Annotated in this window: 14 protein-coding genes; 8 read left to right on the top strand and 6 right to left on the bottom strand. The window is 68.7% G+C overall.

The features are described from left to right. Window positions 1–5: 5 nt before the first annotated feature. Window positions 6–890, bottom strand: a complete 885-nt coding sequence (locus AMYAL_RS0103385) for an ABC transporter ATP-binding protein (protein WP_026466704.1) — start codon at window positions 888–890, stop codon at window positions 6–8. 119 nt (window positions 891–1,009) lie between these two features. Here AMYAL_RS0103385 and AMYAL_RS0103380 point away from each other — a divergent pair, with 119 nt between their 5' ends. Together AMYAL_RS0103380 and AMYAL_RS0103375 are read left to right on the top strand one after the other, a co-directional pair. After that, window positions 1,010–2,128, top strand: a complete 1,119-nt coding sequence (locus tag AMYAL_RS0103380) for a sensor histidine kinase (RefSeq protein WP_020629894.1) — start codon at window positions 1,010–1,012, stop codon at window positions 2,126–2,128. Beyond that, window positions 2,125–2,727, top strand: a complete 603-nt coding sequence (locus tag AMYAL_RS0103375; RefSeq protein WP_020629893.1) for a response regulator transcription factor — start codon at window positions 2,125–2,127, stop codon at window positions 2,725–2,727. The genes AMYAL_RS0103380 and AMYAL_RS0103375 overlap by 4 nt, the downstream gene beginning before the upstream one ends. On the opposite strand, the gene AMYAL_RS0103370 is transcribed toward AMYAL_RS0103375, so the two are convergent. Next, window positions 2,724–3,293 carry a helix-turn-helix domain-containing protein gene (locus AMYAL_RS0103370; protein ID WP_020629892.1) on the bottom strand — a complete coding sequence of 190 codons (570 nt, stop codon included), beginning with the start codon at window positions 3,291–3,293 and terminating at the stop codon, window positions 2,724–2,726. The genes AMYAL_RS0103375 and AMYAL_RS0103370 overlap by 4 nt on opposite strands. Window positions 3,294–3,413: 120 nt before the next feature. On the opposite strand from AMYAL_RS0103370, the gene AMYAL_RS0103365 reads away from it, so the two are divergent. From AMYAL_RS0103365 to AMYAL_RS0103355, 3 genes are read left to right on the top strand one after another with little or no spacing between them, the layout of a single operon-like run. Next, window positions 3,414–3,878, top strand: coding sequence for a DinB family protein (locus AMYAL_RS0103365; RefSeq protein ID WP_020629891.1), 465 nt, complete (start codon window positions 3,414–3,416; stop codon window positions 3,876–3,878). 13 nt (window positions 3,879–3,891) lie between these two features. Continuing rightward, window positions 3,892–4,860 carry an alpha/beta fold hydrolase gene (locus AMYAL_RS0103360; protein WP_020629890.1) on the top strand — a complete coding sequence of 323 codons (969 nt, stop codon included), beginning with the start codon at window positions 3,892–3,894 and terminating at the stop codon, window positions 4,858–4,860. A 52-nt stretch (window positions 4,861–4,912) separates the two neighbouring features. Continuing rightward, window positions 4,913–5,392: a DinB family protein gene (locus AMYAL_RS0103355; RefSeq protein ID WP_020629889.1), complete on the top strand. Its 480-nt coding sequence runs from the start codon at window positions 4,913–4,915 to the stop codon at window positions 5,390–5,392. 49 nt (window positions 5,393–5,441) lie between these two features. Here the strand turns inward: AMYAL_RS0103355 and AMYAL_RS0103350 are convergent, their stop codons facing one another. The 3 genes from AMYAL_RS0103350 to AMYAL_RS0103340 form a co-directional block, all read right to left on the bottom strand. Further along, window positions 5,442–6,602 (bottom strand): S1 family peptidase, encoded by a 1,161-nt coding sequence (locus tag AMYAL_RS0103350; protein WP_026466703.1) that lies wholly within the window; start codon window positions 6,600–6,602, stop codon window positions 5,442–5,444. Between the two features lie 186 nt (window positions 6,603–6,788). Further along, a complete protein-coding gene (locus tag AMYAL_RS0103345; protein ID WP_020629887.1) occupies window positions 6,789–7,535 on the bottom strand; it encodes a TioE family transcriptional regulator in 747 nt (248 codons plus the stop codon). 42 nt (window positions 7,536–7,577) lie between these two features. Further along, window positions 7,578–8,054 carry a DUF6194 family protein gene (locus tag AMYAL_RS0103340; protein WP_020629886.1) on the bottom strand — a complete coding sequence of 159 codons (477 nt, stop codon included), beginning with the start codon at window positions 8,052–8,054 and terminating at the stop codon, window positions 7,578–7,580. Window positions 8,055–8,110: 56 nt separating this feature from the next. Here AMYAL_RS0103340 and AMYAL_RS0103335 point away from each other — a divergent pair, with 56 nt between their 5' ends. Beyond that, window positions 8,111–8,821, top strand: a complete 711-nt coding sequence (locus AMYAL_RS0103335) for a MerR family transcriptional regulator (protein ID WP_026466702.1) — start codon at window positions 8,111–8,113, stop codon at window positions 8,819–8,821. A gap of 396 nt (window positions 8,822–9,217) precedes the next feature. On the opposite strand, the gene AMYAL_RS0103325 is transcribed toward AMYAL_RS0103335, so the two are convergent. Beyond that, window positions 9,218–9,679, bottom strand: a complete 462-nt coding sequence (locus tag AMYAL_RS0103325) for a peroxiredoxin (RefSeq protein ID WP_020629883.1) — start codon at window positions 9,677–9,679, stop codon at window positions 9,218–9,220. A gap of 195 nt (window positions 9,680–9,874) precedes the next feature. Between AMYAL_RS0103325 and AMYAL_RS0103320 the strand changes: the two genes are divergently transcribed. Together AMYAL_RS0103320 and AMYAL_RS0103315 are read left to right on the top strand one after the other, a co-directional pair. Further along, window positions 9,875–10,678, top strand: coding sequence for a class I SAM-dependent methyltransferase (locus tag AMYAL_RS0103320; RefSeq protein ID WP_020629882.1), 804 nt, complete (start codon window positions 9,875–9,877; stop codon window positions 10,676–10,678). 79 nt (window positions 10,679–10,757) lie between these two features. Continuing rightward, entirely contained in the window at window positions 10,758–12,737 is a 1,980-nt protein-coding gene (locus tag AMYAL_RS0103315; RefSeq protein WP_020629881.1) for an APC family permease, read from the top strand. The last annotated feature ends 50 nt before the right edge of the window (window positions 12,738–12,787 follow it).

Below are 12,787 nucleotides of genomic sequence, written 5' to 3'. Positions count from 1 at the left end.
AGTGGCTAGTCGTTGTCGATGGCGCGGAACACGTCGTCGAGCCGGGTCGGGCCCGCTTCGAGGTCCGGCAGCTCGATCGCGTTGTCCTGCGCCCACCGGAGCAGGGTGTGCAGGTCCTTCTGCAGGCCGAAGGTTTCGATGACGAACTTGCCGTCGTGTTCACGCCTGCCCTGCAACGGCAGCGCGGGAGCCGAGGGCGGAAGGGTGAACCGGATCACCGCGGGCAGTGTCCGCGTCAGTTCGGAGACCGTGCCCTCCTGGTGAAAGGTGCCCCGGTGCATCAGGCCGATGCGGTCGGCGCGCTGCTGTGCCTCCTCCAGGTAATGCGTGGTGAGCACGATCGTGGAGCCGTCCTCGCGCAATTTGTCGACCGCGTCCCACAGCGCGTCCCGCGACTGGATGTCCAGACCGGTCGTCGGCTCGTCCAGGAACACCAGCTCCGGCGAGCCGTACACCGCGGTCGCGAAGTCGAGCCGCCGCTTCTCGCCACCGGAAAGTTGTGACACCTTCGTGTTGGCCTTGCGGGTCAGGTCCACGACGCCGAGCACTCGTTCGAGCCGGTCCGTGCGCCGGGTCAGCGTCCCGATCAGGCGGATCGACTCCTTCACCGTCAGATCCGGTGAGAATCCGCTCTCCTGCAACATGATGCCCATCTTGGGCCGGACGGCGGCGCGGTCGCGCGGGCTCTTCCCGAGCACCCGCACCGTGCCCGACGTCGGGTTCCGGTGCCCTTCAAGGGTTTCCAGGGTCGAGGTCTTCCCCGCCCCGTTCGTGCCGAGCAGGGCGTAGAACTCGCCCCGTCCCACTTGGAAGGACAGCTCCTTCACGGCGTGGAAGTCGCCGTACTTCAGGTTCAGCCGGTCAACGTCGATCACTGGTGTCGAAGTCATGCCTTGATCTCAGCCGCTCCGGCCCGGCCCGGCCAGTGTGGCCACGTCATGATGAACCCATGACGCGGTGTCACTGTTGCCCGCCGTGGCCCAGCGCCGATACTGGGACCATGTCTGATGTGGACACCGAGCCGGCGCGGGGAAAGCTGCGCAAGCTCAACCTCACCATGTTCATCCCGCTGTTCACCGTCGCCGGGGTGATCGTGGTCGCGTCGGACGCGCGGACGTGGTGGCACGTGCTCGTCCTGAGCGCGAGCGCGCTGGCGGCCCTGGTCGCCTTCGTGCGGTGGACGTCGGGCGAGCTCCTGCGGGTCGCGATCCCGTGCCTGGCCGTCACGGCGGCAGTGTGGCCGGTTTCCGTGCTGGTGATCGGCGGCGGTTCGGCGTTCTTCGGGATCCTCCTCGTGGGTTCCTTCGTCGTGCCCCAGCTTCCCCGCCACCGGGCCGCGGCCGCGGTCGCGCTCGTCGCGTACATCGCGGCGGTGGGCGCCATGAGGCTGCTGGTCTCCCATGAGGACGTCTCCGGCGAGCTGATCCGGTTCGTCTTCGTCCCCGCCGCGGTCACGGCCATCGTGCTCGGCCTCATGTTCCCCAACAAGCGGTTCTACGACGTCGTCCACGAACTCGAAGAGTCGCGGGAGCGGGAAGCGGAGCTGGCGGTGATCCGCGAACGCGTCCGGTTCGCGAGCGACCTGCACGACATCCAGGGCCACACGCTGCACGTGGTCAAGCTGAAGACCGCGCTCGCCAGGAAACTGGTGGACATCGACGCCGAGCGGGCCAAACAGGAACTGGGGGAGATCCACGCGCTCGTCAGCGACACGATCACCCAGACGAAGGAACTCGCCTATGCTCAGCGCCGGCTCAACCTCTCCGCCGAACTGGAGAACGCGAGGAACCTTTTCGAGGCGGCGGGGATCCGCGTGCGCATCAACCGGGAAGCGGACGTCGACCCGGAAGCGGGGAGGCTGCTCGGCCAGGTCCTGCGCGAGACCACGACCAACATCCTGCGCCACGCGCAGGCGACCCGTGTGCGGATCACCCTGTCGGAATGGAGCATTGGCATCGTCAACGACGGCGCTCAGCGAGGACCGCTGCCGGAACTCCGGGGGCTGGCCGCGCTCGAACAACGCGTCGTCGCCGACGGCGGTGAACTGACGGTGGAACAGGAAGACGGAAGGTTCGTGACCGCCGCGTCCTTCCCCGGCAGGCGTCCCGAAGTACTGGAGAAGCGATGACCACGGTGGTGCTCGCCGACGACGAAGCCCTGCTCCGCAAGGCGATGGCCGCGCTGCTCCCGCTCGAGGGCGAGATCACCGTCCTGGCCGAAGCGGAGAACGGTGAAGAGGCCGTCGAGGCCACCCTGCGGCACGAGCCCGACGTGCTCGTCATCGACCTGGAGATGCCCGGCGTGGACGGGCTCGGCGCGGTCGCCGAGATCCGCCGCACCCGGCCGGACCAGGTCATCCTCATGCTGACCCGGCACGCGAAACCCGGCGTGCTCCGCAAGGCGCTCAAACTCGGTGTCCAGGGTTTCGTCAGCAAGGCGGCCGATCCCTCGCACATCACGTTCGTCATCGCCGCCCTGCACCAGGGCAAACGCTGGATCGACCCGGACGTGTCCGCGCTCGCCGTCGTCGACGACTGTCCGCTCACCGAACGGGAGCTGGAGGTGCTGCGGGTGACCGGTGAGGGGTATTCCGTCGCCGAGATCGCCGCCCAGCTCCACCTCGCGCAGGGCACGGTGCGGAACTACCTCTCGAACGCCATGCAGAAGACGCAGACCCAGACCCGGCACGAAGCCGCCAGGTACGCCCGCGAACACGATTGGCTCTAGCGCGCCCGGATGTGGGCGCGTTCGCCCTGCGGTCCGAACAGGACGAGGGTCTCCACGGCGTGCCCGTCGGCCGAACCGAGCCAGTGCGGCAGCGCGGTGTCGAACTCGGCGGCCTCGCCGGGCGGCAGGATCAGGTCACGGTCACCGACCACGAGCCTCAAGTGTCCATTGAGGACATACACCCATTCGTAGCCGCCGTGGGTCTGCGGGGTGGGCTCCGCCGGTTCGTCGCGGCCGGGAATGAACATCTTGAACGCCTGGACACCTCCGGCGCGCCGGGTGAGCGGCAGGAAAGTCATGCCGTGGCGGTGGATCGGCCGCAGGTGGATCCGCGGGTCGCCGGTGCGGGGAGCGCCGACGAGGTCGTCGAGCGGCACGCCGTGCACGCGCGCCAGCGGCAGCAGAAGTTCCAATGTGGGCTTGCGCCCGCCGCTTTCCAGCCGCGACAGGGTGCTTTCCGAGATCCCGGTCGCCGCCGACAACTCGGCAAGGGTCAGGCCACGGTGTTTGCGCAGGGCGCGTAACCGGGGGCCCACCGCGTCCAGCACCTCGTCCGTCTCGTCCATGCCGTCGATCTTGCCAGGTCGGCAAGTTTTCGTGCCAATTCGTGGTGCCCGGAGCGAAGGTGGTGCCCATGAACGCGACGGAATTCCGGGACAGGCTCTGGCGCTTCGGCGGGTGGAGCGATGAGCAGGAGACGTGACGCCGGGCCGCCGTCCGCCGGACCCGGTGAGAAGGACGTGCTCGCCGGGTTCCTCGACTACCTGCGCGCCGCTGTCATGGCGAAGGCCGACGGCGTGCCGGAAGACCTGGCCAGTACTCCCGGCGTGCCCTCCGGCACGAACCTGCTGGGCCTGGTCAAGCACCTGACCCAGGTGGAACGGCATTGGCTGCTCGGCCATGGCGTCACCGACTGGAAGGCGACCTTCCATCCGGCGCCGGATGAAACGACTGCGTCGATTCTCGCCGCCTACCGGGAAACCGCCGCCGCGGCGAACGACGAGATCGCGTCCTGGGACGACCTCGCCGCGAAGGGACCCCGCCGGGGATCGCGGCGCTGGACCCTGACCCACCTGATCGAAGAAACCGCGCGGCACGCGGGACACGCCGACATCCTGCGCGAACTGATCGACGGCGCCACCGGGCGCTGAAACGGAGATTCCCATGTTCCACCGAACCGCCGCGTTCGTCGCGGCCCTCGCCCTGCTGACGGCCTGCGCCGCACCGCCGTCCGCCCCGGCCTACGAGAACGTCACCCGTGGCGACACGGCTTTCTCTCAGCAGTTCCGGCACGAGTTCGCCGACGTGGACGGGGTGAAGATGCACTACGTCACCGGCGGCAAGGGAGCCCCGCTCGTCCTGCTGCACGGCTGGCCGCAGACCTGGTACGGCTGGCACCGCGTCATGCCCGCGCTGGCCGAGCACTTCACGGTGTACGCGCTCGATCTCCCCGGCCTCGGCGACAGCACCGGATCGCCGCCGGGCTACGACAAGGCGACCCTCGCCCGCTACGTGCACGGACTCGTCGCCGGGCGGCTGGGCCTGCACGACGCCCGGATCGCCGGGCACGACCTCGGTGCCGCCGTCGCGTTCCAGTACGCCGCGCAGTTTCCCGGCGATCTCACCAAACTCGCCTATCTCGACCTGCCGCTGCCGGGCCCCGCGCTCGACGCGGCGGCTTACCGGAACCTGAGCTGGCACATCGCCTTCCACTCGCAGAAGACGGTTCCCGAAGCCGTCGTCGGTGACGACGTCCGCGAATACCTCTCGCTGTTCTATCCCCAGGTCGCCTACTCGGGGACGGCCTTCGGCGGGCCCGGCGTGCCTTCCCCCTTCGACGATGCCGAGGTCGACGAGTACGCCCGCACCTACACCAGGCCGGAGGTCCTGCACGGCGGCTTCGAGCTCTACCGCACCCTCGGCCAGGACGCGGCGGCGAACATCGGCGCGAAGCCCATCACCACGCCCACCTTGCTGATGACCGCCGAAGGACTCCTCGAACCGCAGAAGGCCACACTGGCTCCCCGCGTCGCCAACCTCGCCCGCGCCGTCGACGTGCCCCGTGCCGGACATTGGCTGGCCGAGGAGAATCCGGAGTTCGTGAGCGCCGAGCTGGTCAGGTTCCTGAAGTAGGTTGCCCGAGATCGGCGATCTTTGCGATCCTTCGCGGGTGTCCTCACTACCCATGCCCACGATGGACGTCCTCAACGATCCCTTCCGCGAACAGATCGACGTGTTCCTCGACGAGCATCGCCTGCTCCTCGACGGAAGCTTGGAGGGGCTGACCGAGGAGCAGGCGCGCCGGTCGCTCGTTCCTTCCCGCACCACGCTGCTCGGTCTGGTGAAACACGTGACCTTCGTGGAGAAGGTGTGGTTCGACGAAGCCGTCACCTGCCGCTCGCGTGCCGAGATCGGAATCCCCGACACGCCCGACGAATCGTTCGTCCTCGACGACGAGGACACGATCGACGGCGTGCGGCAGGCGTATCGCGAAGCCTGCGAGGCGTCCCGTAAGGCGGCGTCGACCCTCGGACTGGACGACCTGCTGCACGGAAACCGGCGCGGCCCGCTTCCGCTGCGCTGGGTGTACCTGCACATGCTGCGTGAGCTCGCCCAGCACGGCGGCCACGCGGACATCCTGCGCGAGCAGATCCTGAGCGCCTGAATGCGCGATGGCGGGGAGCGGTCGCTCCCCGCCATCGCGCGGTTCTCCGTCAGGAACGGGTCAGCGTGACCCCGTAGTTGTTCGCCGCGTCCACGACGGGCTGGTAGTAGGAGTACGAGCCGGTGGCGTCGGAGCCCTGGTTCCAGCCGCAGTCGTGCCCGTCGGAGGGGCCGCCGGAGGTCATGCCCTGCGCGGTGTTGCCCGCGATGTAGGCGCCGCCGCTGTCCCCGCCTTCGGTGCAGACGGTCGACTTGGCCAGCCCCTTGGTGGCGACGCTTTCCCCGCTGTAGCGCACGGTCTGGTTGTAGGCGGTGATCTTGCCGCAGGTCCAGCCGGTGGTGTTGCCCGCCTTGCACAGCGTGGTGCCGACCGGTGCCTTCGAGCTGCCGGTGATCCGCACCGTGGTGCCCTTGCGGGTGTCCACGTAGCCGCGGCCGGTGTCCTCGTCGTCGATGTCCATCAGGCCCATGTCGACCGACGGGAACTCGGTGGCGACACCGCGTCCGATGTGGACGCCGTTCCGGTTCAGGATGTCCGGGTTGCCCTCGACGCAGTGCCCGGCGGTGAGCAGCACGTTGTCGCCGTCACCGGTGGTGCCGGGGAAGCCGAGCGAGCAGTTGGTGCCGGGGTCGAGATCCATGATCTGGCCGGGGATGACGTCGGCCTGCGTGGTGTTGCCGTTGGCGACCCCGGTCCGCACGGAGACGCCGGGCAGCGCCGAAAGCCGCCGGACGAGGGCGCCGTCGGCACCCGGCTGCACGGTGACGACGACCTGGTCGGCCGCGAGTTCCGGACCCCACGACTGCACCTGGCCGACGTCGCTGCCGATCACCTTGCCGACGGTGTCGGCCAGCGCGTTCAGCGCGTTTTCGCCGCGGGCGCCACTGCGCGGCGTCAGCCCGGCCGACCGGAGCGCCTGGGCGGATCCGGCGTCGGCGGAGTTCACCACGAGCGCGCCGGCGTCGTCGAAGTACGCGCCGTCGGTGTGGAGACCCCGCGTTCTGATGCTCTCCAGCGACGAGATCAGGCTTTTCTCGTGGTCCAGCCGCTGCGCGGCCTGGAGCGGGCTGACCTTGAGCTGGGCGGCGAGCGTCTCGAGCATCGTCTGGTCGTAGGCGGTGGACGGCGCGGCGGTCGCCGGGACGGCGAGCGCGCCTATTCCGGCGCAGACACTCAACAGGGTGAGCATGACGGGTCCGCGAATGCGCATGGCGAATTCCTTCGATAAGGAGGGAATGACGAACCGCCGGAATATGTTCGAAAAGGCAGGGACCGGGCGGTTCATCTCGACGTGACGCACAGTACGAGCGCTCGTCCATCCCGTCGTAGCGCCAAAAGTAGGTTCCGCGATCGCGGTCCTACTTTCGTATGCGGAAAACGTGAATTGCCTGCGTATTCAATTGCGCGGAAGCGTCATTGTCCCAAAAGTGCCAGCGGTCGCACCGCCGAGATAAGTGTCCAGTGCGGCGGCGCCGGAGAGCATCGCGCGGCCGCGGGCCGCGAGCCGGTCGTGCCAGTCGCGCAGCGTCGATTCGAGCGGCACCACACCGCCTGCCGAGCGGACCTGCTCGATCAGCGGCGCGATCCGCTCCAGGAGGTAACCGCCGCGCCTGAGCTGATGGGTCAGCTTGGCGTCGCGGACGTCGGCCGCGCTGTAGACGCGATAACCCGTCCGCGGATCGCGTCCGGGCCGGAGCAGGCCGGCGCGTTCCCATTCGCGCAGGGTGGCGGGCCGGACGCCGAGTTTCCGGGACAACGGGCCGACGAACACCTCGCCCCGCTCCTGCGGCACGGGCTCGAGTTCGCGGAGCGCGGCCGTGACGGCTTGGAGGGTGCGGCGGTCGTCGAGCAGTTCCGCGTGACTCTCGTCGACGAGCCGAAGCGCCTCTTCGACCGCGCCCCGGTTGACCGCCCCCATGATCGACGTCGCCGTCGCGTGGCCGTGCCCTGGTACGAGCGCCAGGAACGCGCGCAGGGCTTGCGCGTGGCGCGGCGTATAGGTGCGATAGCCGTGGGGGCCGCGTTCGGCGGCGGGAAGGATTCCGTCCGCCTCGTAGTTGCGGACCGCCTGTGTGGACAGACCGTGCTCACGCGCCAGGTCGACCGGCCTGAGCCGGTCACTGGTTCGAAGTTTCCGGCCCACTCGCCCCACGATACAAGTCGCGGGCTCCCCGCATTCAGTCCTCTAATCGTGCGAGGATTCCGCCCGGCGCTCGTAACGCGCCCGCGCCAGCCGGTATGCCGTGCCGAGCAGTTCGCGGGTGGCCGCTTCGGTCTCCGACGCCGGGTTCACCACCGCCAGCCAACCCGCGGTTCCGTACACGGGATGGGCGATCACGGTGTCTTCGATGCCGGGATCGACCTCGGTTCCGGCCGTGTCCCGAGGCGCCCGGCCGAGTCGCCGGGCGAACTCCTCCTTCCCGGCGTGGATGTTCACGCGGAACGTGTCCGGCCGGTCCAGGCGCGAACTCTCGTCACCGGGGTAGTTCTTCGTCACGATCGTCGCGAAGGGCTGGACGTTCGCCGGGACGACGCCGTCGGGGGAGTAGTAGAAGAACGCGTCGCCCCAGCTGAGCTCCGGCCACTCGTCGCCTGCCGACGGGGTGAGAGCCAGGACGCCGTCGAGGCCCGTCACGAGGCCGATGATCTCGTCGATGGTCATGTGCTCAAGCGTCACATTAAAGTGCTTGTGGAGGGTTCGAGGACGTTTTAGAGGGGATGACGGTGCCAAGTCTCAAAACTGCGGAGATCGCCCGGCGGGCAGGCTGCTCCGTCCAGCAGGTGCGCAACCTCGAACGCGACGGCGTGCTCCCGGCGGCGGCGCGGACGGCCTCGGGCTACCGGAACTACGGGGAGATCCACCTCCGGTCCGCGCTGGCGTACCGCGCGCTCGCCGCCGGGGTGGGTCCGGTCGAGGCCAAGAGGATCGTCCGGGCGCTGCACCGGGATCCGCTCACCGACGTGCTCGCGCTCCTCGACGCGGCCCACGCCGGGCTCGACGCCGAGCGCGCCGATCTCAGAGAGGCCAGGGAAGCCGTCCGGGTGATCTCGCGCGAACCGATGGAAGACGTGCGCGGCTCGGACTCGATGGGCGTTTCCGAACTCGCGTCGGCGCTCGGCGTGCGTCCGTCGACGTTGCGGCACTGGGACGCGGAACGGCTCGTCGTCCCTGATCGCGATCAGCGGGGCACGCGGCGGTACACGCCGTCCCAGGTCCGGGACGCGCGGATCGTGCACCAGCTGCGGCTGGCCGGTCACCGTGTCGAGCCCCTGCGGGCACTGATGCCGGAGTTGCGGCGATCGCGGCGGCTGGAGGACGTCGCGTCCGCTCTCGCCGTCCGGGAGGCAGGCATCACGGCGCGCTCGAAGGCGCTGTTCGAGGGGACGGCCGCGCTCTCGCGCGTCCTCGTGAGTGGTGAGGACGGTTAGAACGGACCAGCATTACCTACCCGCGCCTGACCTGAGCGAAGGTGGCGGTTTCGCGGCTGTCGGGCTTGACGGTGAAGGAATCAGGACGTTGAACGTCCTGATTCCTTCACCGTCGAGAGGATCGCCCGGTCTTGAATCTTGATCAACGGAAGATCCGGGACACTCACCGTCCCCAGTTCTCCGTCGATCAAGGTCGCACCGGTCACGACCGGTGGCAGATACGCGACGGGGGAAGCTTCCGGACGTGCGACGTCCCGAATCCCCCATCACCGAGACCGAGCGTGGAGGATTCAGGACGTTGAACGTCCCGAATCCTCCACACTCGACCGCCAGTCGCACCAGTGGGCAGGCAAATACGGGTCCGTCAGAACCAGCCTTGCCACTCGCGAGGAGCGGCTAGGAGGCGGGCGTCCGCTCGCGCAGGGCCGCGAGCGCCTTGTCGGCGTGGACGTCGAACTTCAGCTCACTCTTGATCACCGCGAGGACCTTGCGGTCGGTGTCGATCACGAAGGTGTGCCGTTTGGCGTGCAGCGGGCTGAACCGGCGCCAGACACCGAACTGCTTGGCGACTGTACCGTCCACATCGGACAGCAGCGGATAGTCGAAGCCGTGCAGGGCGGAGAATTCTCGCTGTTTGGTGACGCCGTCCGGGCTGATCCCGACGCGGTGGGCGCCGACTTCGCCGAATTCCGCGGCCAGGTCGCGGAAGTGGCAGCTCTCGGCGGTGCAGCCGCCGGTCATCGCGGCGGGATAGAAGAACAGCACGACCGGGCCGCTTGCCAGGAAGTCCGACAGCGTGCGGTCCCGGCCGGTGTCGTCGGGCAGGGTGAAGTCCGGGGCGAGGTCTCCTTGGTCCATGTCCGGTTTTCGGAGCCCGGCCGGGGCCGGATTGGTCTCAGCGTGTGCAGCGCCAGAAGACCGTCGCTTCATACGGTGAGGCCCGGTCCGCTATGACGACCACGCTAGTGCCGGAACAGTTCGCGATCAGCCCGCCGACCGGGTGCCCCGTCGTAGGTGGCTTCGCACGGAGCGCGAAACGGATATCGTCGCGGCATGTCTTCTCGCAAGGTCGGCACCCAGCGTGCCTTCGACGCGGCCGCCGCCGATTTCACCGCACTGGGCCGTCATCTGTGGGACCCGATCGGCGCGGCCACGGTGGCGGCCGCCGGGATCGGCGAAGGATCCCGTGTCCTCGACGCCTGCTGCGGCACGGGAGCGTCGGCGATTCCGGCTGCCCGTGCCGTCGGCACCGGCGGTGTGGTGGACGCGATCGACCTCTCGGGGCCGATGATCGGCGAGCTTCGCCGGATTTCGGCGGATCTGCCGCAACTGCGCGCCCACGAAGCCGACGCGACGGCCTGGGACACCGACGGCTACGACGCCGTGCTGTCCGCGCTCGGCATCTTCTTCTTCCCCGACATGACGGCCGGTACCGAACGGCTGATCAGCCGGGTCCGTCCCGGTGGGCGGGCAGTGTTCACCATCTGGCGCGGTGGTGCGATGGTGACGGCCGGACGTCACGTCGGGCGGGCGATGGCCGAGGTGACCGCTTCCGAGCCGCCGCCGGAACGCGAACCCGGTCTGATCGACCGGATCAACCAGGTCGGCACCTACGCCGACTGGCTTTCCGGGCGCGATCTGTCCGATGTGGACGTCGTGGTCAACGAGCTGCGGCTGACGATGACACCCGAAGTGGCGTGGCTGGTCGTCATCGGTTCCGGTTTCCGGGGGATTGTCGACGATCTCGAACCCGGTGTCCTCGAACAGGTGCGTGAGAGGTATCTCGATTCCTTGCGCGCCGAAGGGGTCACCGAGCTCGACGCCACCACGCTGGTGGGCTCCGGCACTGTCCGCTGACGATCCGGCGTGCCGGATCGGCTCCGCCGGACGGGTCGGGCATGCTGTGCGCGCACACGAAACGCGGGGGAGGCACGGCATGACCGAGGTACCGGAATTCGTTGTTCCGGATCGGGTGGACAGCCCGGTCCGGCAGGCGGCGCCGACGGGCAGGGTCGGCCGCTGGCTGATGGAGCACCGCGTCCAGCCGGTCGGGCCGGAAAGCCACGAGGAGCACACCACTCCGCAGTCGTGGTGGAAGGTCATGTGCCTCACCGGGGTCGACTACTTCTCCACGCTGTCGTACCTTCCCGGCATCGCGGCTCTGGCCGCCGGCGCCCTCTCGCCGCTGGCGACGTTGCTGATCGTCGCGCTCACCCTGCTCGGCATGCTGCCGATGTACCGGCGGGTGGCGAAGGAGAGCCCGCACGGCCAGGGATCGGTCGCGATGCTCGAAAACCTGCTGCCGTTCTGGCGCGGCAAGCTCTTCGTCCTGGTGCTGCTCGGTTTCGTCGCGACGTCGTGGATCATCACCATCACGCTGTCCTCGGCCGACGCCACGGTGCACGCGCTGGAGAATCCGCACGTGCCGTCGTTCCTGCACGGGCACGCGGTGCTGATCACGGTGATCCTGCTGCTGATCCTCGGCGGGGTGTTCCTGCTCGGGTTCAGCGAGGCGGTCGGGGTCGCGATCCCGCTGGTGGCGGTGTTCCTGCTGCTAAACGCCGTGGTGGTGGTCGCCGGGATCGGCGAGGTGATCGCCGAACCCGCCGCGTTCGGCCGCTGGACCGACGCGCTCACCTCCGGGGGAGGCGGGTTCGGCGGTGTCGTCGGCCCGGCGATCCTGGCGTTTCCGTTGCTGGTGCTCGGATTGTCCGGTTTCGAGACCGGCGTGAGCATGATGCCGCTCGTCGCGGCCAAGGGCGAGAACGCCGAGCGGAAATTGGCGAACCGGATCCGCAACACCCGCAAGCTGCTCACCGTCGCCGCGCTGATCATGTCCGTGTACCTGATCGCGACCAGTTTCGTCACCACGATCCTGATCCCGGCGGATCAGTTCAAACCGGGCGGCGAGGCGAACGGCCGGGCGCTGGCGTATCTCGCGCACGAACTGCTCGGCGAATGGGTCGGCACGGCGTATGACATCAGCAGCATCCTGATCCTGTGGTTCGCCGGGGCGTCGGCGATGGCCGGGCTGATCAACATCGTGCCGCGGTACCTGCCCGCGTACGGGATGGCTCCGGACTGGGCCCGCGCCGTGCGGCCGGTGGTGCTCGTCTACACCGCGATCTGCGTCCTGGTGACGATCGTCTTCAACGCCGACGTCAACGCCCAAGCCGGGGCGTACGCCACCGGGATCCTCGCGATGATGGTGTCCGCGTCGGTCGCGGTCGCCATCTCCGCGGCGAAGAAACGTCAGCGCAAGGCCGCGATCGCCTTCGCCGTGCTGACCCTGATCCTGATCTACGCCTTGGTGGAGAACGTCATCGAGAAGCCCGACGGGCTCACCATCTCCGCGTTCTTCATCCTCGGGATCATCGTCGTGTCGCTGGTCTCGCGGGTCAGCCGCACCACGGAACTGCGGGTGGAGCACATCGAGTTCGACGAGCCCGCCCGCCGGTTCGTCACCGAGTCGATCGCTTACGACGGCGCGCTGACCATCATCGCGAACCGCCGTCAGGCCGGGGACGCCGACGAGTACCGGGCGAAGGAGGCCGAACAGCGTGGCCTGAACCCGGTGCCGGGCGCCGCCGACGTCCTGTTCCTCGAGATCGACGTCATCGACCCGTCCGGCTTCAGCGACGTGCTGAAGGTCCGCGGTGTCGAGATCGAGGGTTTCCGGGTCCTGCGCGTGGAAAGCCCGGCCGCGCCGAACGCGATCGCGGCGGTCCTGCTCTCGTTGCGCGACACCACCGGCGTGCGTCCGCAGTGCCATTTCGAATGGAGCGAGGGCAATCCGCTCGGGCATCTGTTCCGCTATCTGATCCTCGGGCGCGGGGACACCGCTCCGGTGGTCCGGGAGATCATCCGCACCAGTGAGCGGGACCCGGCGCGGCGGCCGGGGATCCACGTCGGCTGAGCCCCGCGTTCGGTGTACAGTCGTTCACTCAAACCGGGTGAACGGCGGGG

The sequence above is a fragment of the Amycolatopsis alba DSM 44262 genome, from assembly GCF_000384215.1.
Taxonomy (GTDB): Bacteria; Actinomycetota; Actinomycetes; order Mycobacteriales; family Pseudonocardiaceae; genus Amycolatopsis; species Amycolatopsis alba.
The sequence above is the reverse complement of the archived record's forward strand: the minus strand, read 5'-3'. Positions and strand labels throughout refer to the sequence as shown.